The following is an 18,817-nucleotide window of genomic DNA, read 5'->3' as shown; positions in this document are numbered from 1 at the left end:
GTTATTGGGTATTGGGTATGGGGGCATTGGAAGAGGCAGAGGGGAAAGACTTACTGCTATTTCTCCTCTGCTCCCCCCGGATTTCTCACGCATAGTGTAGGCTTCAGGGGAAGAGGAGTGTGGGGAGTGTGGGGAGTGTGGGGGGTAAGACTTCTTCCCCATCCTCCCACACCCCCCACACCTCCCACACCTCCCACACCCCTTGGATTTCTCACAAGTGAGAAATCCAGTCCGCCTGCTCCCTCATCTCACGTCCTACCTTGACGGTAGTTATTCCAGAACAACAGGGGAATACCTGCTGCCACCACTAAAACACCTGCGATCGCTCCCACACCTGTATAAACCAAGCTAGAGTACAGCAAGTAAGCGCAGACGGCGCAAAACAGTAATGGAGTGAAAGGATAAAATGGCACACGGAAAGGGCGAACTATGTGGGGTTCGCGGATGCGCAAGACCAGCAGTGATATGCCAGAAAGCAGGAAGAAGAACCAAAATATTGGGGCAGTGTAATCCACCATTGTTTGAAAGCCTTTGCGGGTGAGCGTGCCTAAAAAAACCAGTGCTAAGGCGATCGCAGCTTGCAAGAATAAGGCATAGGTAGGACTGCTCGGACGTTGTTGCCAGCGTCCCATAAAACCAAATAGCGAAAAATCCTGTCCCAGTGCGTAATTGGTACGCGCTCCAGTAAAGATTGTGGCGTTGGTTGCTCCTAAAGTAGCGATCGCAATCAGCACACTGATAAACAAAGCTCCCGGTTCGCCCCAAACAGAGCGCATTAAATCTGCGGCTACTGCTTCTGACTGGGCCATGTTTGCTAATCCCAGTCCTCGCAGGTAAGCCAGATTGATTAGCAGATAAATGGCAGTGATAATACTAATACTCCACATTAGCGATCGCACAATATTACGTCGTCCATTTTGAATTTCTGCGGAGATATAAGCCGCCTCATTCCAACCGCCGTAAGATAGCAACACAAACACCATCGCTAGTCCCCAGGTTCCCGATGATGCAGATTCTACAGGGGTGGCAGAATTAGGAATGGCCGTAAGCCCAATAATTACTACCAGCAACAAACCTAGAACTTTCGCAGCACTCAGCAAGTTTTGTGTCCACTTACCCTGTTGCAAACCAACGATGTTCAAAGCAGTTAAAAGTGCGATCGCTATGGCTGCATATATAGAAGACGAAAATGTGCCTAGCCGCCATATCTGAGAAACATAATCACCAAAAACAAATGCCAAAAGAGCAATGGAACCAGTTTGAACCACTGTCATCCGCGCCCAAGCAAATAAAAAGGCGACTCCCCGCCCAAATGCACGTTTCAAATAATAGTAGACACCACCAACGTCGGGATAGACAGTGGCCAACTCTGCATAGCATAGCGCTCCTACCAGAGATATCACACCACCCATTAGCCAAAAAAGCAGTACAGCAATATTGCTACCTGCTTGACTGGCCACTAAAGCCGGGGTTTCAAAAATCCCGGCTCCGATGACAATACCGACAATTAGAGCCACTGCGTCTGGTAATGTCAGGGATGGTTTGGGTGTTGCTACTTCAGTTAATGTTGTCTGATCGAGCAAATTGAAGTTTTTACGTCTACTCACGTTACTTCCTTATTAGTGTTGAGTTGGGACTTTTGGCTTTGTTTTACAGTCTTTGTTCAACAGAGGAATCATCTATGTACTCCAGATTTGGGAACTCACAATTCAATAAAACCTTTGAGATTGGGGATACTATCCCAAAATTTAACTTTTGAGAAAGTACCTATACTTTTATGATTAACAAGAAATATGACCAGAAAGTGACAGTCACCAGTGATATGTCTTGAAACCGTAATTTCCATCAATCCACATTAAGATTAAGATTAATCTCTGTGCGTAGCTTGCCGCCGTAGGTATCGCTCTAACTTCTCTTACTAGACAACATTATTCCCCAAATAGAATAGAAAATTGTGATTGGTAAAACGTCTTCCCATAGCGATATTTATACTAATCTAAAGAATGATTGACTAATGACGCATAATCGTGTATTTTTATAGAAAAAGCTATTCACGTTATGCGTAATTTTTATAGCAGAAACGTTTTATTGATTTATAATCGATGCTTGCTTGATTTACACCCTGCTGTACTACAGACAGCGATCGCTCCATAGTTTTGATTAAGTATAAATGCACATTTATGCGCTGTTAATTAATAAATAATGTGTCAGCTTTTTATCCCTAATTCTTTAGTATCTGCTACTGGGAAAAAGTAAAATATCTATTACTTCACCTACTACCAAACCCAATACAGCTAGAACAATTATAATCCAAAATGAATCTAGTTTATTGCAGCCAGAAAAGCGCATTTCCAAATCAGCTAAAAGCGTAGTGGCTAAGGGGATAATAAAGAGACTTAATAATATCGACCAAGTTGCTACCAAAGCAATTGATATACTTAAAAACAAGATGACAACTAGAGTTTTCGAGCCAAACTCAACTAAACGCTCGAACCAAGAAAAGCTCTTTCGTACTACAGCTATAACCATAGCAACAACAAAAGCTCCTACTAACCAAATAATATGATTAGCAGCAAGATACCATCCCAGGAGAATGTAAGCCAATAAGAGTAATACTAAAGGCATCAAAGGAATCCTGTTAAAAAATTCCATATTCATACTGCCAAGGCTTGTAAAAATACCAGGTTAATCTCTTAATTCTATTCAAAAAATGTTACTACTAAAACTTGTAAATATACCAGCTTTGCTCAGGATATTTCTCTATGCGTAATTTGTTCACCTAGTAATAGCCCAGAAAATATAATCGTCAAAAACGGTTGTAGTAGTTGTAGTAACTGTATCTGACTGACCCTTGCAACACTACCGATACTCATCCCGTGATACCAAGCAAAGAAAGCCAGGAACTGACTGAAAATACTGACATAACTAAAACCCAACCAAGCAGTTGGTGAAGCAAATATACCAGACGATTATAATCAATTAAAAACATGGGAGAGAGGAGCAATCAATGGCTGCTCCTCTCTCCCACAAGTTTCAATATTTCTTTGTCGCTGCTAAATTCAAAACATTTATTTACTTGTATGCTTTAGCCCAAGATTGAGTCTGAATCAAGTTCCCAGTGATGTTTGAGCAATTCTTGATAAGTCGTTTCCCGAATTATCATCTGCTTATATAGCATAAGCAAAAACTCTTGAGCTTGTTCGCGGGACATCTGCTCCACTTGGTCAGCAAAAGTTCTAAGGCTAAATTCTTGTTCTAAAGATAATGTAATGGGTTGATTCATCGCAGGGTAAATCGCCCAACTAGGCGAAAATTAAAGGGTCAATGTTGGCAATCTTGAGAAGAAGCTTTCATATCTAGCTGCCGTTAGCAGTAATACACTCATCAAGCGACCTACTGGGTATTCCCTTACTTAGCGGTGTCAAACCTAAATATGAACTTCTGTTAACTAGTATAACAAAATATTTACAAACCTGGGATGATGGCAAATTAATGCTTTAGTAAATCCTGTGTCACTGATACCCCAAATATCCGAGTAATCAATTTGTCATGAATTCTTACACTATCCTTAATCAGACCGGACTTCAGCGTGTTAGTGATGGCATGACCCGCCCCCTACTAGAAAATTGCGAGACTGCCTCATATATCCTTGTTTTAGTCTGGCCCCAACTTGGGGATTTTGATAGTCTTGAATATGCGTGGTGGTTACAGCGCGAAGCTAAAAAATTGTCAGATGAAAAACTCGCTATTCGTGCAGTGGGAATTGGCGATCGCGCCTCTGGAACAAGATTCTGTGAATATACAGGATTTCCACCTGAAAATTTATTTGTTGAACCTAATGGAGAGCTACATCACCAACTCAAACTTTATTCAGGTCTGAATCTGACTCTACCTGGACTTTCTCCTGCTCAGAAAGCTTGGCTAAATCTAGTGTTAATGTGTGCAGGGTTTGGAAGTCCTGGAACGCTAAGAGAAGTTTTTCGGGGATACAGGGGAGATCGTCAAGCCCCTCAATTAATTGAAGATGATGAAATTATTCAAGGTACTCCTCTACCTGCTTTTCAAGGCTCGTTTTTCAAATTAGCTGGCGGAAGTGGGTTTCAACGTCCCTTTGAATTAGCTACTCTACGCCTACGGAATATGGTGGAAGTTCTCAGCAATTGGCATACTTATGTACCTAATTCTGCCTACTTAACTCAGCGTGGTGGAACTTTTCTGTTTGATACCAAAGGCCAGTTACTTTACGAACATCGAGATCCAGGAATTCTGGGCTTTGCTGCTAATATGAGTCAGCCCCTATCATTTTTATCCTCGATCGAAACGGATAGCTTTACTTCAACTCACTAATTGCTATTTCAATAATATCTAACACAATAAAACTTTGAAGAAGAATTCAGAATTCAGAATGGGCTAAACGCCCCGCTACCGCTAACAGGAGTCAGAATTAAGACTGCATAGCTTACTTCTCTGTAATAGTACGCAGGCTCGCGTTCGAGAGCCTTGTCTGCGACACGCTACGCTATCCGCCAGTCGTACAGAATACCCAACTGACTCCTGAATTCTGACTCCTGAATCCTGAATTCTGACTCCTGAATCCTGAATTATGCTGAAAATCGAGAGAAGTGAGGACTTTTCTAACGACGCTTGAATTTCATTTGTGCGAAGTGGTCTTCCAGTAGGAAAATAGATAAAGGAGTAGTAACCATCAAGCTATATGTTTGAAATTATGGTGTTAAATCATTTCTTGTTAAAAGAGCCTGCTTCGGTATCTCATCAACACTCCGAGCAGATCAATCTACTTTTGTAAATCTAAAATCTGCTCTAAAAGAAGCTCTAATGGGTGTAAAAGTCATAATAATTCGTAATTGATAATGACGCTTGCTGACTCGCTAACGTAATTCGTAGTTGTAATCACTGCTTGCTCTCTACTCTTAATTACGAATTACAAATATAGCAAATAAAATGTCATTTCTTATGCAAACTTCTGGAACTCTTACTGGTTTAGATATCTTGGTAGTTGAGGACGATGATGATACTCGCTTTTTTATCACTACTGTCTTGGAAATGGATGGAGCAACAGTTATAGCAGTGATATCAGCAGCAGATGCACGTAATGTATTGTCTGAATTGCAACCCGATGTTTTAATTAGTGATATCGGGTTGCCTGGGGAGGATGGCTACACTTTCATTTCCAAATTACGTGCGCTTAAACCAAATAATTGTGGACGAGTCCCGGCTATTGCTTTAACAGCCTTTGCTGATAGTGAGGCTCGTATCCGTGCCTTGGAAGCTGGCTTTGACACTCATATATCTAAACCCATCGCTCCAGAAGAACTAGTTGAGATAGTGGCTAATTTGGTTGCTTCTTGTCATTGGTAATTATTCTCATCGATCTTGATAATCTTCAGAAGACTTTGGATCTAACTCCCAGCGATCGCCATCACGATCCTCTAAAATATCGTTGGTATGTAGAAACTCAGAATCAGCCATTTCTAGCCCTACTGCTGCTTCTAAGTCCTCTGTGACATTTTTATCGGGAGTGGAAGTACTACCACCAACAGCTTCATCTCCAACTGCATCTGCATCTTGCCAATAAGCATCAACATCCCCACCAGTCAGTTTTGGACTAGTTTCTGTGTATTCGTATCTTTCATCCTGCATGGAGCGTCCGCCAATATTGTATCCCGGCAAGTCTTTTACACCAGTACCGTAGGATTCGGTAATCTCTTGTGGCAAATCATTGCTTTTAATTTTGTCATTATGATTTTTTTCTGCCATGATACTAGCCCTTTTGTGCATTCTCACAATAACGTTTTCTTGTCAGCAATTTGTCTAACTAGAGGTGTATAACTTATAAAATAATCTATCCCCTGGGTACGACGCTAAACTAGCGATCGCGCCATAAGATTGTAGCTATGAATTGATGGTCAAGGAACTTGTAGTTGAAGTTATGAGTTAGAAGTTATCCAACCGAAATTATTCATTAGCGGACTTTTAACTCATAACTATTTTTTGGTCGACAAAAATAGACAAACAAGAATAAAATTTTAAGTTTAGCATTTTAACTTAATATACATATTTCTAATTACCTAAATGCTAAACAATGGAATACTCAAAATTATTTGAGTAACGGAAGCAGATAAAGAGGATAAGTAATTCAAAATTATTTATTCAGTCAAAAGTTTGGCTGTTTAACTGTATTCATCGATAAATATTTTTGTAACTAGTTAGAGACTAGAGAAATAAAAACGTAACACCATTTATGACTCAACATAACAATCACTCCGGCAATAAAAAAGTCGCTATCCTCATTGAACAAGCAGTAGAGGATGCAGAATTTACAGTTCCATATAATGGATTCAAACAAGCAGGAATGGAGGTAGTAGTCCTTGGTTCCAGAATGAATGAAAAATATAAGGGTAAACGCGGCAAACTTAGCATACAAGCCGATGGTACTACAACGGAAGCGATCGCAGCTGAATTTGATGCAGTAGTGATTCCCGGCGGTATGGCTCCCGACAAAATGCGACGGAACCTTAATACAGTACGTTTCGTACAAGAGGCTATCCAACAAGGAAAATTAGTCGCTGCTGTTTGTCACGGGCCACAAGTTTTGATTGAAGGCGACTTGCTCAAAGGCAAACAAGTCACTGGGTTTATTGCTATCGCCAAGGATATAACTAACGCTGGCGCAAATTATTTAGATGAGCCGGTAGTAGTTGACGGGAATTTGATTACATCTCGCGAACCTGGAGACTTGGCAATTTTCACCACAGCTATTTTGAGCCGTTTGGGTTATGGTGGCAAAGATGCTGCATTGCCAAATGAGAAAGACACAAGTGCTGAATGGTGGAAACTTGCAGATGCTTGGGGTGGCTCAACTAAAGGTGATATCACCAGAGGTTTAAATAATGCTCTTGCTGGTGAACGTTATTCGCTAGAAGCATTTGAAAATTACTTGGAAAAGGAATCAGATAGCGAAGTTAATTCAGTCTTTCAAAAAATAATTACTAATAAACAGCGCCACATTCAAAAACTGGAAACCTATCTTCAGTTATTGGGCGAAAAACCTTCTTTAGGTGCAAATATTGCCAATCAGTATGCCAAGGTGAAAACTGCCTTAACTGGAAGTGATGACATATATCAGTTACGTTCTGCTTTAGGTGATGTGCAAACTGGTATCGGCGATATTGGCAATTTGTCTGCGATGTTCACCGACCCAGTAGCAACTGCTATTTTCAAAGAAATTTACCAAGATTTATTGAAATCCGAACAGCAATTAGTAGAGTTGTATCGAGCGCGGATAACCGCGCAGGTTCAGCCTCCTAAGCCGACTACAGGCGCAGCTATATCAATGTAACCAATCGCAGAGGCGCATACTCCTATGGAGAACCAAGCCATGCTTAATGTCTCGTGAGTATTTGCGTTTTGGTTATTTTACTAGACATCTGATGAAAAAGAATTAGAGATGTAGTACTACTACGTCTCTACAAGGTTTCTGGATAACGCATATTTAATTTCTGGAGTTATCTGGAGTTATCTACTGTATGTAATGGAGAGAAAAAAGTGGCTTCGACATCAGGCGATAAACTTACTACTAGTCAAGGTGAAGCTAGTGAAGTAGAGCGTTGGGCATCTCTCATCGGTGGCGGTGCTATGGTGCTGATGGGTTTAAAACAAGGTTCTTTGCGGGGAGCGCTGACGGCTTTGGCTGGTGGTGGTTTGATTTATCAAGGTGCAACTAAACAAAGCACAATCCAGCAAGCACAGGAAGCAATCGGGATAAACCAACCCATTAAAGTTGAAAAGACGGTAACAATTAATAAATCGGCAGAAGAATTGTATCGTTTTTGGCATAACTTTGAGAATTTGCCCACCTTTATGAAGCATCTCAAGTCTGTAAGGGTGTATAACGAAAAACGTTCTCATTGGATAGCCAATGCACCATTGGGTAACAGCGTGGAATGGGATGCAGATATTCTCGAAGATCGGGAAAATGAGTTTATTTCTTGGGCTTCTGTAGAAGGTGCAGATATTGATAATTCTGGTTTTGTCCGCTTCAAAAAAGCACCAGGCGATCGCGGCACGGAAGTAAAGATTGTCTTGGAGTATAACCCACCGGGTGGAGCATTGGCAGCTACCGTAGCTAAACTTTTTGGTGAAGAACCAGAACAGCAGATTGGTGATGAATTGCGCCGCTTCAAGATGCTAATGGAAGCAGGCGAAATTGCCACCACCGAAGGACAATCAAGTGGACGCAAGTAGTTGCGATGAAGCGATCGCTTTCCCAAACGCCTGAAAATGGCGAAAAAGTTTGCCAAAGCAGAAGTGATTAACTTACGAAGAAGTTAATGCTGGCGAAAAGCGTTGAAACAGATGACTGGTGGCTATGGCCCCGATGCTTGCATCGATGCTGTTGGTATAGAAGGCCATCACATTTTTCAACAAAAAAAGGATAACTCTATCAAAGTTATTCTTAAACCTGAATGGTGAACAGTCATTTAAGGTTTTGAATTGTACACCCAACATAATGCAATTGAGGTTTTTTATGAATCGAGCAATTTCATGGCTGCGAAATATTCGCATTTCCCAAATCGTTGTAGTTTTCCTCGTAGGATTTATGTTCTTACTGGGTCAAGCTTTTAGCTACAGTAACATAGCACTGGCTGACGTTAAAACTCCAGAGGGTACTTATTACAAAGGAACACCAAATGAGCAAGGTGAAATTAGAAACGATACCCAAATAAATAATACCCAAAAATCACAAAACCCAATCAAAAGCACTGTTGATAATATCCGCGAAAAGTTAAACTTGGATGAAAAACCTCCTGAAGCAACAAAAGAGTTTTTTGATCCTACTTCAAACAAAACCGGAGATGAGACTTCATCATTAAGTAAAACTAAAGAAGGTTATTATCGCACTCCTTCTAGTAACTAACTGAGAGGTAGCAGCTAGACGGTTAACAAATTTTGGGTCGAGATTGTTGACTCATCTATTGTTGAATAACTTTTTAGCGATTACTGAGACGCGATAACTATAGCACTTCTCGGTTGAGTGCAATACAGACCTAACCCCCAGCCCCTTCCCTGCTAGCGTTGGGGAGTAAGATTCAAAGCCTCTCTCCTAAAAGGAGAGAGGTTTGGAGAGAGGTCAAACTGTATTGCTTCCATTCGATAACCGCTATATCGCGTCTCAAAATCAAGTTAAATGTAGTATTTATCTTGATATGAATGCTCCAGAAATTATAACTAGGGACTAAATAATTATGAAAGCAGTTTGCTGGCATGGAGCAAATGATGTGCGGGTAGAAACGGTTCCTGACCCCACAATTCTTAACCCGCGTGATGCCATTATTAAAATTACTTCCACAGCAATTTGTGGCTCTGATTTGCATATTTACAATGGTTACATCCCTTCAATGGAAAAGGGTGACATCCTTGGCCATGAATTCATGGGAGAAGTTGTAGAACTTGGAAGTGCAGTTAAAAATGTAAATATAGGCGATCGCGTCGTTGTTCCCTTCACCATCTCCTGCGGTAACTGCTTTTTTTGCAATCGTGATTTATGGTCGTTGTGCGATAACTCTAACCCCAATGGTTGGTTAGTAGAAAAGCAAATGGGCTATTCGCCATCAGGTCTATTTGGCTACTCTCATTTATTCGGCGGTTACGCTGGTGGTCAAGCAGAGTATGCACGAGTGCCTTTTGCTGATGTCGGCTTGTTCAAAATCCCCGATGGTTTAACGGATGAGCAAGTACTATTTTTAACAGATATTTTTCCCACAGGCTATATGGCAGCCGAGAACTGCAACATCCAACCCGGTGATATTGTCGCCGTTTGGGGTTGTGGCCCTGTCGGGCAATTCGCCATCAGAAGCGCATATATGCTAGGTGCTGAACGGGTAATCGCCTTTGACCGCGTTCCCGAACGTCTGCAAATGGCTAAAGAATACGGCAAAGCTGAAGTTCTCAACTACGAAGAAGTGGATGTAGGCGAAGCACTCAAAGAAATGACTGGTGGTCGTGGCCCCGATGCTTGCATTGATGCAGTGGGAATGGAAGCACATGGCACAGATTTTATGGCGATGTACGATCAGGTAAAGCAAGCAGTACGTCTAGAAACAGACCGTCCAACGGCATTACGACAAGTAATTGTCTCTTGTCGCAAAGGTGGTCACGTATCAATTCCGGGTGTATATGGTGGCTTTGTAGATAAAGTGCCGATGGGTGCTGCGATGAACAAGGGTCTAACCTTGAAAATGGGACAAACACACGTCCACAAGTATCTAAAACCTTTGCTAGAACACATCCAAAACGGTGATATCGATCCAACATTTATCATCACTCACAGCTTACCTCTAGAACAAGCGCCCCACGGCTACGAAATTTTTAAGGAGAAGAAAGATAACTGCATCAAAGTTGTACTCAAACCTTGATGGGGGCAGGGGAGCAGGGGAGCAGGGGAGCAGGGGGGCAGGGGAGCAGGGGAGCAGGGGAGCAGGGGGGCAGAGGATAGTAATCAATGCTTAATGCCCCATTCCCCATGACCAAAGTTAAAACTATAAAGAGGCAAAAAATATGTCTGATACAACTGTTAGCAAAGTAGACTCTAGTCATTCTCCAAAAGGCCAACTTGGTCAAAAATATCTTGCATCTGGCAAAAATATTTCCATGCGTCTGTGGGAAAATGAACAACCGAACGAATCTAAAGAGCCAACAGCACGCGAATACGAAACTGTTGGTTATGTAATCAATGGTCGTGCTGAATTACATCTTGAAGGGCAAACGATTTTACTAGAACCTGGGAGTTCTTGGATAGTACCAAAAGGAGCTAGCCACACCTATAAAATTCTAGAACCATTTACTGCTGTTGAAGCAACCAGTCCACCTGCTCAAGTTCACGGGCGAGATGAAAACTGATTTGCGATCGCTAAAAATTTATAGCCGTTTTTAATGGCTGGAGCATAAAGCATTCATAGGGGAACAATATTCTTGTTCTCCTTTTTACTGTGCTTTGCAGCTTAGAGGTTGTTTTAAAAGGGTTTAGCTGTGATTTTTATCACATTTTTACCCCCCTTAATCCCCCCTTATAAAGCTACGGTGTATACACAACTCGAATTACCCCCCTTAATCCCCCCTTATAAAGGGAGGAAACCGGAAATCCAGTTCCCTCCCCTTTATAAGGGGAGGGTTAGGGTGGGGTAAAACCCAGATTCATCAGATATTTCAGACTTGTGTATACACCGTAGCCTTATAAAGGGGGGCTAGTTCCCTCCCCTTTATAAGGGGAGGGTTAGGGTGGGGTGCAATAACTGAGGGAATCATAACTAATTACCCGGACTTGATATTAATTCTATTTTGAGAATTCTAGATAATACTTATGGCATAAACCTTCTGATAGAGAGACATAACAAGATGAAATTGTATTCTATTAACAATGTCTTTTTAGAGAAAATGCTTGTAAGGAAGCATGGTTGTTTATCAATTATTTTAGTAGAGATAATTACTCAATATTTTTAACAAAAACAGAATGGAGCGAACAAATGAGGTTTGTCTTAAGACGCCGCAAGCTGGGTCAATTGATGGTCTTCAGCACAGTAGCGGCTACGATCGCTAATTTTGTAGAGAAAGCTGTAGCAGAAACTCAAGTAAAAAAAACTACTCCAATGCTGGCAACTTCGACATCTGAAACTGTGAAGGTGACGCTACAAGTGAATGGAACACCACATAGTTTGCAAATTGAACCGCGTGTTACCTTACTTGATGCACTTCGGGAATATCTAGGATTAATTGGTACTAAAAAAGGTTGCGATCATGGTCAGTGTGGTGCTTGCACGGTGCTGGTTGATGGGCAACGGATTAATTCGTGCCTGACATTTGCAATTATGCACACCGATGCAAAAATTACAACTATTGAAGGGTTGGAGCAAGGAAACAATCTGCACCCGATGCAAGCCGCGTTTCTGTCCCGCGATGCGTTTCAGTGCGGCTACTGCACGCCGGGACAAATTTGTTCGGCAGTGGGTTTGGTGAACGAGGGACACGCTAAATCGGATGCCGACATTCGCGAACTGATGAGCGGCAATATCTGCCGTTGCGGTGCTTATCCAAATATCGTGGCTGCTGTCCGCGATGTCTTAGAGGGAAAAAAAGATGCAGCCGTTTAGCTATAAAAAAGCCGGACAAGCAGAGAATGCCGTGGCTTTGGTGACTCCAGAGGTACAAGCTGCTTACTTGGCAGGGGGTACAAGCTTAATTGATTTGATGAAGCTGAATGTACAAACGCCAAAACAGTTAGTTGACATTAACCCACTACCGTTAACCAAGATAGAAGTACAGGGTAACGGTGTGCGGATTGGAGCAATGGCAAGCAATAGCGACGTTGCTTATAATTCGATAATTCAGGAGCGTTACCCGGTGCTGTCGGAGGCTTTGCTATCTGGGGCATCACCGCAACTGCGAAATATGGCAAGTGTGGGCGGAAATTTGCTGCAACGTACCCGCTGTTATTATTTCCGCGATACTGCCTTCCCCTGCAATAAGCGCGTTCCTGGTTCAGGTTGTCCGGCAATTGAGGGTTATAACCGCATTCATGCGATTCTTGGTGGTAGCGATCGCTGTATTGCCACTCATCCTTCTGATATGGCGGTGGCAATGATCGCACTCGATGCCGTTGTGCAAACACGCGGGCCGAAGGGAGAGCGCAGTATTCCGCTGGTAGATTTTCATCTCGTACCGGGTAATACGCCAGAAAGGGAAACAGTTTTAGAACACGGAGAGCTAATTGTTGCCGTTGATTTACCTGCTTTAAACTTCGCAAAGCGATCACACTATTTAAAAGTCCGCGATCGCGCTTCTTATGCTTTTGCGATGACATCGGTTGCGGCGGCATTAGATATTCAAAATGGCATTATTCGCTCGGCACGCATTGCCCTTGGTGGCGTTGGCACAAAGCCCTGGCGCGCCTTTGAAGCAGAAAAAATACTTTTGAACAAGCCGGCAAACCAGGCAACATTTCAAGCAGCTGCATTGGCTGCGATCGCCGGTGCTAAACCTCAAAAATACAACGGCTTTAAGGTCGAACTGGCTAAACGCACAATTGTTAAGGCGCTGACAACGGTGGGAGGGATGGCATGAATACTGGGGATAAAAATATAGTTGTCGGCAAACCGTTAAATCGAGTTGATGGACGGCTCAAGGTGACTGGTGGCGCACGTTACGCAGCTGAGTTTCCGGTGGCAAAAATGACTTATGGCGTGACAATTCAAAGTGCGATCGCTAAAGGGAAAATTGCCCAAATCGATACCAAGGCGGCGGAACAAGTACCGGGTGTATTAGCAGTAATTACCCACCTCAACGCGCCCAAAGCTTCTGGAGAAAAGGGCGGCGGTCATAAGGTGCAAGTCCTGCAAGATAACATTGTGCTGTATAGCGGTCAGCATATTGGTGTCGTCGTTGCCGATACCTTTGAACGAGCGATGTATGCTGCCTCCCTGGTACAAGTTCGCTATGACGAAGAGAAACCAACCATTAATATGGGGGAGAATCTCGCTAAGGCATACTTACCTAAAGGTAAAATCCCCGGAGGCGAAGCGCCCGATTCATCACACGGCAATGTCAACCAGGGACTAGCGGCGGCAGATGTCCGCGTCGAGCAAACCTATACCACCCCAGTAGAAAATCATAATCCGATGGAGCCTCATGCTACAACAGCAGTTTGGCAAGGCGATGAACTGCTGCTGTATGACGCAACTCAGGGAATCTTTTCGGCTCAACAAAAAGTTGCGGAGGTATTAGGAATTGAACCAAAGAAAGTCCGCATTATGTCTTACTTTGTTGGCGGTGGCTTCGGTTGCAAAGGATCAACTTGGTCGCACGTGCCAATAGCTGCGATCGCCGCAAAGCAAGTTAATCGCCCAGTGAAATTAGTTTTGGGACGGATACAGATGTATGGGCCTGTGGGCTTTCGACCAGAGACTATTCAACAGGTTTCTCTCGGTGCAACCCGCGATGGCAAATTGACTGCTTTGCGACACGCCGGCACTTCGCAGACTTCAACTTTCGATGAATTTATCGAACCTGTTGGTAAAAGCGCCCGGATGATTTACGCTTGTCCGCATATCGAAACCAGCCACCGTCTGGTTCAACTCGATCAAGGAACACCAACCTATATGCGGGCCCCTGGCGAAGCTTCTGGGTCGTTTGCCTTAGAATCGGCAATGGACGAACTAGCTTATGCACTCAATATCGATCCGGTGGAACTGCGTCTGCGTAACTATGCTGAAGTCGATCCTAGTAAAGGACTGCCTTGGTCGAGCAAGTCACTGAGAGAGTGTTACAAATTGGGAGCAGAAAAGTTTGGCTGGCAAAAGCGCAATCCCAAGCCCCGTTCGATGCGAGATGGTAATTATTTAATTGGTTGGGGGATGGCAACAGCTACTTATCCTACCAACCGTTCTCCAGCATCAGCGATCGCTCAAATTATGGCAGATGGTACAGCCGTTGTCCTAAGCGGTTCGCAAGATATTGGTACAGGGACTTATACTGTGATGACTCAAGTTGCAGCCGATGCACTCGGTTTACCAGTTAACAAAGTCCGCTTTGAACTAGGCGATACCAAGATGCCAGCAACCCCCGTTTCTGGTGGTTCGCAAACCGCCGCCAGTGTCAGTTCAGCCGTACATTTAGCGGGAAATCAAGCTCGCAGTCAGCTTTTGCAACTAGCACTTGCCGATCAAAAATCGCCGCTTTATAGTTCAAAGGCTGAGGATGTGATTGCGCGAGATGGCAGCTTTTTCTTAAAAAATAAATCCTCCGCCAGCGAAACATATCAGGCAATCTTGGCACGGCATGGAAAGAAAATGATCGAAGCGCGTGCAGATGCCAAACCTGGAGAGGAACAAAAGAAGTTCTCAATGCACTCATTTGGAGCGCAGTTTGCTGAGGTACGCGTTGAGCCTGATTTGGGTGAAGTGCGAGTAACCCGGTGGATGGGAACTTTTGGCGTGGGACGCATCCTCAATGCTAAAACAGCCAACAGTCAGATGATCGGTGGGATTATTTATGGCATCGGCATGGCGTTGATGGAACACACGCTAACAGACCCGAACCGAGGACGCGTTGTCAACCATGATTTAGCTGAATATCACGTACCAGTGAATGCAGACGTTCCTGATATTGAGGTGTTGTTTGTGGATGAACAAGATCCACATATCAACCCGCTTGGTGTCAAAGGAATTGGTGAAATTGGAATTACCGGAGCTGCGGCAGCGATCGCTAATGCTGTGTATCATGCCACAGGTAAGCGCGTCCGCGATTTGCCAATTACATTAGACAAACTGCTGTAGTGGCGTGTCAAGCTTAAAATAGTGCATTAAACGTAGGTTGGGTGGAGCGGAGCGCAACCCAACACATATCAGGATGTTGGGTTACGCAAAGCCTCCACCCAACCTACAATTTTTTTGCTAGAAGTTGCGGCTACACAGACAAAACCTGCCTCCGCAGGTTGAAAAGCCTTGGTTTTGCGTTAGTCCGCGCAGGTGGTGACTCAATACGGTTCGGTTAAGGTTTTTGATGAAAATTATTGCTCGTTAAAGACGCGATGAATTGCCGTCTCTACAACAATCAGTCTTTTGTAGAGACGCGATTTATCGCGTCTTGGATTTATCGCGTCTTGAAATACCAATCAGTAGAAGACTCAGGACTGATGACCACGCAAGTAAAATTTGGTACTCTTAACTCGGAATCACTGTAATTACACTTGTTACCGAGATGAGTCGTCCAACAGCCCGCTCCTACGCTTTCTTGTCGATTGCAGCGGCAATCGTCACTATTGGCATAAAATTTGGCGCTTACCAGCTAACCGGGTCAGTAGGTTTGCTTTCAGATGCTATTGAATCAATTGTAAATCTCCTAGCTGCATTGGTTGCTCTATGGGCATTGACCTATGCTGAAAAACCAGCCGATGCCGAACACGACTTTGGGCATTCTAAAGCTGAATACTTCTCCAGTGGTGCAGAAGGTGCGTTGATTATAGTGGCAGCCATTAGCATTGCTGTTGAAGCTTGGGGACGCTTGTTGCATCCAGAACCATTAACACAGCTAGGATGGGGGTTGGTACTCTCCCTATTTGCAACCGCAATCAACGGCGTTGTTGCCTTTATCTTGCTACGGGCAGGACGACGGTTGCGTTCCATTACACTCAGGGCTGATGCTCACCATCTGTTTACCGATGTGGTAACTTCAGGTGGTGTGATCGTTGGAATCTTACTCGTCCAGGTAACAGGCACTCTCATACTCGATCCAATTGTCGCGCTGATAGTAGCAGCAAATATTACTTGGACAGGATTTCGTTTGCTGCGGGAAACCAGTAGCGCGTTACTGGATGCAGCTTTGCCTAAAAAAGAAATTGACGCAATTAAGAGCATCCTTAACGAGTACAAACGTGAGGACATCCAGTTTCATGCCTTGCGAACCCGCACTGCTGGAACCCGTCGCTTTGTTTCCTTTCATGTTCTTGTACCTGGATCTTGGACAGTGCAACAAGGGCATGATTTGTGCGAGGCAATTGAGCTTGCTATTCTTGGGGTGCTACCTTCAACCCACGTTACAACTCACTTGGAACCTGTAGAAGATCCAGTTTCTTGGGACGATTTGGAGTTAGAGCGTTCGAGCAATCAGCAAATGCAAGATATAAAATAAGAGATTAATTGCTGCCGTTAAGCTTTCAGGAATGACGCGATCGCACTCTCATCAACTGCAATGCCGAGTACTGCAAATGCGTAGGCGTAGCCAATTTTCAAACTCAAACAAGTTGATTAACTTGCGATCGCTTCCAGCAGGCGGTTACGCCATCGCAACTATCTTTTTCCGCGAAGGACGTTTGCGGTCTGATTTTTTCTTCAGTCCCACAGCTTGGGCTTGATCGCTATCTGAGCCATATTGCCCGCGTACAACTTCTTTCATCGCTAATACAGCATTATGAAATTCCCACTCTGCTAATCGAGCAGCATCAGCAGCCGCACGGTATAAAGCTAGTTTCTCGGTTTCGGTTTGTTGAGAAATCAACATTGCCTGATAAGCTTCCTGTAAATTAGCAGCTGAGGCATCAGCACGAGTTGTGTTGTAGGTGCTGACGGTTTGTAAACCGTGGAATGAGTCAATATCTTGACTAATCAGTTGAGGGCGCAAACGGTTTGTTGTATTTTGCGGAGGCATACATCTATACTTAGTAAATTGTACATTTAATGTACCCATTGCAACATAAAAAGTTAACAGTAAGATGAAATTTTCAGATAGGGCAAGGTTAGAAAGGATAGTTTAAGATAACAGACCGATGTATTGGCATAACAAACCGATGTATTGGCATAACAGACCGATGTATTGGCATAACAGACCGATGTATTGGCATAACAGACCGATGTATTGGCATAACAAACCGATGTATTGGCATAACAGACCGATGTATTAACATAACAGACCGATGTATTAACATAACAAGTCAATGTATTGGCATAACAGACCGATGCAATTACAAAACCGTAAGACGACACTAATTAGCAAGTAGCGCGATCGCAACCCATAATTAAAGAGATACAGCACATTTCAGGTAAATGAAGTACTCGACTTCGCTCAACCAACTGAGTGGTCGAGAGTTGAGCGTACACCTGCGGGGAAGCAAGCTACGCGTAGCGTCTCGCAGAGACGGCACAAACAGGCAAAACGATCGCTCTACCTCGTGTGTCAGGGTTAGATACTACTCGTCCTGGATTTCTCACAAGTGAGAAATCCAAGGGGTGTGGGAGGTGTGGGAGGATGGGGAAGAAGTCTTACCCCCCACACTCCCCACACTCCCCACACTCCCCACACTCCTCTTCCTCTGAAGCCTACACTATGGGTGAGAAATCCGGGTCGTGGCCCTGCTCCCAGAATACTGTTTATACTTTTGAATATATAGTTTCGTCTTGTTGACGCCACGCCGGATCGACTATGCATATAAATACCAGTGGCTCAATTCCAGAATTGCGAATAAATTGTCTGGCTAATGGTGGAATGTAGATAGTATCTCCTGGTTCTACTATCTGTAGTTCATCATCTATATGCATTTCTCCCTGACCACTGAGAATGTAGTAAACTTCCGAAGTTGTTAAGGAGTGAGGTGTAGAAGTTTGCCCAATTGGCACTACTGCATAAGCAAGACTGTAGCGTAATTTCAAAGATTGCTTATCAGGATGCAATAATTCTCGCAAAATAGTGCCATCACCTGCAATGAATTCTGTACACGCATTCAGTTTTTGTATTAGCATTGTTTAAAAAGCCTTTAAACTAATAAACACAACTTATTTGAAGATGCGATATGCGATCGCTGTTAGAAAATGCTTCTTTCGTAAGTGGAGCGTCCTGTGCCATATTGTGAGATGCTATAGGTTTCTAATATAATTTTGCTGCAAAATACTGGTGGCGATCGCCGTATTGCTCAAGTTTTTCTAAAAACTCTGTTCGATTGTGTTGATCGTGGCTAAATCAGATACTCTTTCTATTATTTTTTCTCTAATACCAATTCTGTATGAAGATGCGCTAAACCATATTTAAGTACAAGAAAGAAGAAAGAAAAACGAACCGCAAAGGACGCAAAGGACACAAAGGAAGAAAGAAAGAAGTCAAAAGGGTTTGGCGCAGCCTCATAAAGAAATGGTATAAAGACCCACTAGGAATTGGAGTTCACTGTTCTAATTTGAATAGCTTTTGGGCATTGCGGGAGTAAATTTTTGCTCGCTGTTCTTGGCTGATGTCGAGGATTTTCACTGCGGAGTATGAG

General features: G+C 43.4%; 20 protein-coding genes and 1 pseudogene. 13 read left to right on the top strand and 8 right to left on the bottom strand.

The genetic code is table 11. The features are described 5' to 3' along the window. Positions 1 to 56: 56 nt before the first annotated feature. From V7K61_RS10065 to V7K61_RS10045, 5 genes are all read right to left on the bottom strand, one after another. On the bottom strand, positions 57 to 215 hold the full coding sequence (locus V7K61_RS10065) for a hypothetical protein (RefSeq protein WP_335053198.1): 159 nt from the start codon (positions 213 to 215) through the stop codon (positions 57 to 59). A gap of 33 nt (positions 216 to 248) precedes the next feature. After that, complete coding sequence (locus tag V7K61_RS10060; RefSeq protein WP_335053197.1) at positions 249 to 1,607, bottom strand: APC family permease; 1,359 nt, start codon at positions 1,605 to 1,607, stop codon at positions 249 to 251. Between the two features lie 622 nt (positions 1,608 to 2,229). Further along, positions 2,230 to 2,658, bottom strand: coding sequence for a hypothetical protein (locus V7K61_RS10055; protein ID WP_335053196.1), 429 nt, complete (start codon positions 2,656 to 2,658; stop codon positions 2,230 to 2,232). Between the two features lie 89 nt (positions 2,659 to 2,747). Next, the gene (locus V7K61_RS10050; protein ID WP_335053217.1) at positions 2,748 to 2,960 is read right to left on the bottom strand and encodes an EamA family transporter; all 213 of its coding nucleotides are present in this window, start codon (positions 2,958 to 2,960) and stop codon (positions 2,748 to 2,750) included. A gap of 125 nt (positions 2,961 to 3,085) precedes the next feature. Next, positions 3,086 to 3,283, bottom strand: a complete 198-nt coding sequence (locus tag V7K61_RS10045) for an NblA/ycf18 family protein (protein ID WP_335053195.1) — start codon at positions 3,281 to 3,283, stop codon at positions 3,086 to 3,088. Positions 3,284 to 3,549: 266 nt separating this feature from the next. Here V7K61_RS10045 and V7K61_RS10040 point away from each other — a divergent pair, with 266 nt between their 5' ends. Further along, on the top strand, positions 3,550 to 4,347 hold the full coding sequence (locus V7K61_RS10040) for a peroxiredoxin-like family protein (protein WP_335053194.1): 798 nt from the start codon (positions 3,550 to 3,552) through the stop codon (positions 4,345 to 4,347). Between the two features lie 615 nt (positions 4,348 to 4,962). Next, positions 4,963 to 5,379: a response regulator gene (locus V7K61_RS10035; protein ID WP_335053193.1), complete on the top strand. Its 417-nt coding sequence runs from the start codon at positions 4,963 to 4,965 to the stop codon at positions 5,377 to 5,379. Between the two features lie 6 nt (positions 5,380 to 5,385). Here V7K61_RS10035 and V7K61_RS10030 read toward each other — a convergent pair whose 3' ends face one another. After that, positions 5,386 to 5,778 (bottom strand): DUF6335 family protein, encoded by a 393-nt coding sequence (locus V7K61_RS10030; RefSeq protein ID WP_335053192.1) that lies wholly within the window; start codon positions 5,776 to 5,778, stop codon positions 5,386 to 5,388. A 484-nt stretch (positions 5,779 to 6,262) separates the two neighbouring features. Here V7K61_RS10030 and V7K61_RS10025 point away from each other — a divergent pair, with 484 nt between their 5' ends. The 10 genes and pseudogenes from V7K61_RS10025 (at position 6,263) to V7K61_RS09980 (ending at position 16,701) form a co-directional block, all read left to right on the top strand. Beyond that, positions 6,263 to 7,360 carry a DJ-1/PfpI/YhbO family deglycase/protease gene (locus tag V7K61_RS10025; RefSeq protein ID WP_335053191.1) on the top strand — a complete coding sequence of 366 codons (1,098 nt, stop codon included), beginning with the start codon at positions 6,263 to 6,265 and terminating at the stop codon, positions 7,358 to 7,360. 206 nt (positions 7,361 to 7,566) lie between these two features. After that, a complete protein-coding gene (locus V7K61_RS10020; RefSeq protein WP_335053190.1) occupies positions 7,567 to 8,265 on the top strand; it encodes an SRPBCC family protein in 699 nt (232 codons plus the stop codon). 12 nt (positions 8,266 to 8,277) lie between these two features. Then, positions 8,278 to 8,433, top strand: a pseudogene (locus V7K61_RS10015) (zinc-binding dehydrogenase); the annotation flags it as partial. 115 nt (positions 8,434 to 8,548) lie between these two features. Further along, positions 8,549 to 8,938: a hypothetical protein gene (locus tag V7K61_RS10010; RefSeq protein WP_335053189.1), complete on the top strand. Its 390-nt coding sequence runs from the start codon at positions 8,549 to 8,551 to the stop codon at positions 8,936 to 8,938. A 328-nt stretch (positions 8,939 to 9,266) separates the two neighbouring features. Beyond that, entirely contained in the window at positions 9,267 to 10,436 is a 1,170-nt protein-coding gene (locus V7K61_RS10005; RefSeq protein ID WP_335053188.1) for a zinc-dependent alcohol dehydrogenase, read from the top strand. A gap of 142 nt (positions 10,437 to 10,578) precedes the next feature. Beyond that, positions 10,579 to 10,920: a cupin domain-containing protein gene (locus V7K61_RS10000; RefSeq protein WP_335053187.1), complete on the top strand. Its 342-nt coding sequence runs from the start codon at positions 10,579 to 10,581 to the stop codon at positions 10,918 to 10,920. Positions 10,921 to 11,543: 623 nt separating this feature from the next. Further along, positions 11,544 to 12,167, top strand: a complete 624-nt coding sequence (locus tag V7K61_RS09995) for a (2Fe-2S)-binding protein (RefSeq protein WP_099103683.1) — start codon at positions 11,544 to 11,546, stop codon at positions 12,165 to 12,167. After that, positions 12,154 to 13,137 (top strand): FAD binding domain-containing protein, encoded by a 984-nt coding sequence (locus tag V7K61_RS09990; RefSeq protein ID WP_335053186.1) that lies wholly within the window; start codon positions 12,154 to 12,156, stop codon positions 13,135 to 13,137. Before V7K61_RS09995 ends, V7K61_RS09990 begins: the two co-directional genes overlap by 14 nt. Beyond that, on the top strand, positions 13,134 to 15,347 hold the full coding sequence (locus V7K61_RS09985) for a xanthine dehydrogenase family protein molybdopterin-binding subunit (protein ID WP_335053185.1): 2,214 nt from the start codon (positions 13,134 to 13,136) through the stop codon (positions 15,345 to 15,347). The genes V7K61_RS09990 and V7K61_RS09985 overlap by 4 nt, the downstream gene beginning before the upstream one ends. A 424-nt stretch (positions 15,348 to 15,771) precedes the next feature. Next, positions 15,772 to 16,701, top strand: coding sequence for a cation diffusion facilitator family transporter (locus V7K61_RS09980; protein WP_335053184.1), 930 nt, complete (start codon positions 15,772 to 15,774; stop codon positions 16,699 to 16,701). Positions 16,702 to 16,845: 144 nt separating this feature from the next. On the opposite strand, the gene V7K61_RS09975 is transcribed toward V7K61_RS09980, so the two are convergent. After that, the gene (locus tag V7K61_RS09975) at positions 16,846 to 17,217 is read right to left on the bottom strand and encodes a hypothetical protein (RefSeq protein ID WP_334933115.1); all 372 of its coding nucleotides are present in this window, start codon (positions 17,215 to 17,217) and stop codon (positions 16,846 to 16,848) included. A gap of 562 nt (positions 17,218 to 17,779) precedes the next feature. On the opposite strand from V7K61_RS09975, the gene V7K61_RS09970 reads away from it, so the two are divergent. Continuing rightward, entirely contained in the window at positions 17,780 to 17,956 is a 177-nt protein-coding gene (locus tag V7K61_RS09970) for a hypothetical protein (RefSeq protein ID WP_335053183.1), read from the top strand. On the opposite strand, the gene V7K61_RS09965 is transcribed toward V7K61_RS09970, so the two are convergent. After that, positions 17,937 to 18,305 carry a cupin domain-containing protein gene (locus V7K61_RS09965; RefSeq protein WP_335053182.1) on the bottom strand — a complete coding sequence of 123 codons (369 nt, stop codon included), beginning with the start codon at positions 18,303 to 18,305 and terminating at the stop codon, positions 17,937 to 17,939. The genes V7K61_RS09970 and V7K61_RS09965 overlap by 20 nt on opposite strands. Positions 18,306 to 18,817 lie beyond the last annotated feature (512 nt).

The sequence above is a fragment of the Nostoc sp. genome (assembly GCF_036918015.1).
Taxonomy (GTDB): Bacteria; Cyanobacteriota; Cyanobacteriia; order Cyanobacteriales; family Nostocaceae; genus Nostoc.
The sequence above is the reverse complement of the archived record's forward strand: the minus strand, read 5'-3'. Positions and strand labels throughout refer to the sequence as shown.

Bases quoted from the DNA above. Each gene is read 5' to 3' on its own strand.
- V7K61_RS10035 (WP_335053193.1), top strand. From the start codon at position 4,963: ATGTCATTTCTTATGCAAACTTCTGGAACTCTTACTGGTTTAGATATC.
- V7K61_RS10005 (WP_335053188.1), top strand. From the start codon at position 9,267: ATGAAAGCAGTTTGCTGGCATGGAGCAAATGATGTGCGGGTAGAAACG.
- V7K61_RS09990 (WP_335053186.1), top strand. From the start codon at position 12,154: ATGCAGCCGTTTAGCTATAAAAAAGCCGGACAAGCAGAGAATGCCGTG.
- V7K61_RS09965 (WP_335053182.1), bottom strand. From the start codon at position 18,305: ATGCTAATACAAAAACTGAATGCGTGTACAGAATTCATTGCAGGTGAT.
- V7K61_RS09980 (WP_335053184.1), top strand. From the start codon at position 15,772: ATGAGTCGTCCAACAGCCCGCTCCTACGCTTTCTTGTCGATTGCAGCG.
- V7K61_RS10055 (WP_335053196.1), bottom strand. From the start codon at position 2,658: ATGAATATGGAATTTTTTAACAGGATTCCTTTGATGCCTTTAGTATTA.
- V7K61_RS09985 (WP_335053185.1), top strand. From the start codon at position 13,134: ATGAATACTGGGGATAAAAATATAGTTGTCGGCAAACCGTTAAATCGA.
- V7K61_RS10040 (WP_335053194.1), top strand. From the start codon at position 3,550: ATGAATTCTTACACTATCCTTAATCAGACCGGACTTCAGCGTGTTAGT.
- V7K61_RS10030 (WP_335053192.1), bottom strand. From the start codon at position 5,778: ATGGCAGAAAAAAATCATAATGACAAAATTAAAAGCAATGATTTGCCA.
- V7K61_RS10025 (WP_335053191.1), top strand. From the start codon at position 6,263: ATGACTCAACATAACAATCACTCCGGCAATAAAAAAGTCGCTATCCTC.
- V7K61_RS10045 (WP_335053195.1), bottom strand. From the start codon at position 3,283: ATGAATCAACCCATTACATTATCTTTAGAACAAGAATTTAGCCTTAGA.
- V7K61_RS09995 (WP_099103683.1), top strand. From the start codon at position 11,544: ATGAGGTTTGTCTTAAGACGCCGCAAGCTGGGTCAATTGATGGTCTTC.
- V7K61_RS10000 (WP_335053187.1), top strand. From the start codon at position 10,579: ATGTCTGATACAACTGTTAGCAAAGTAGACTCTAGTCATTCTCCAAAA.
- V7K61_RS09975 (WP_334933115.1), bottom strand. From the start codon at position 17,217: ATGCCTCCGCAAAATACAACAAACCGTTTGCGCCCTCAACTGATTAGT.
- V7K61_RS10010 (WP_335053189.1), top strand. From the start codon at position 8,549: ATGAATCGAGCAATTTCATGGCTGCGAAATATTCGCATTTCCCAAATC.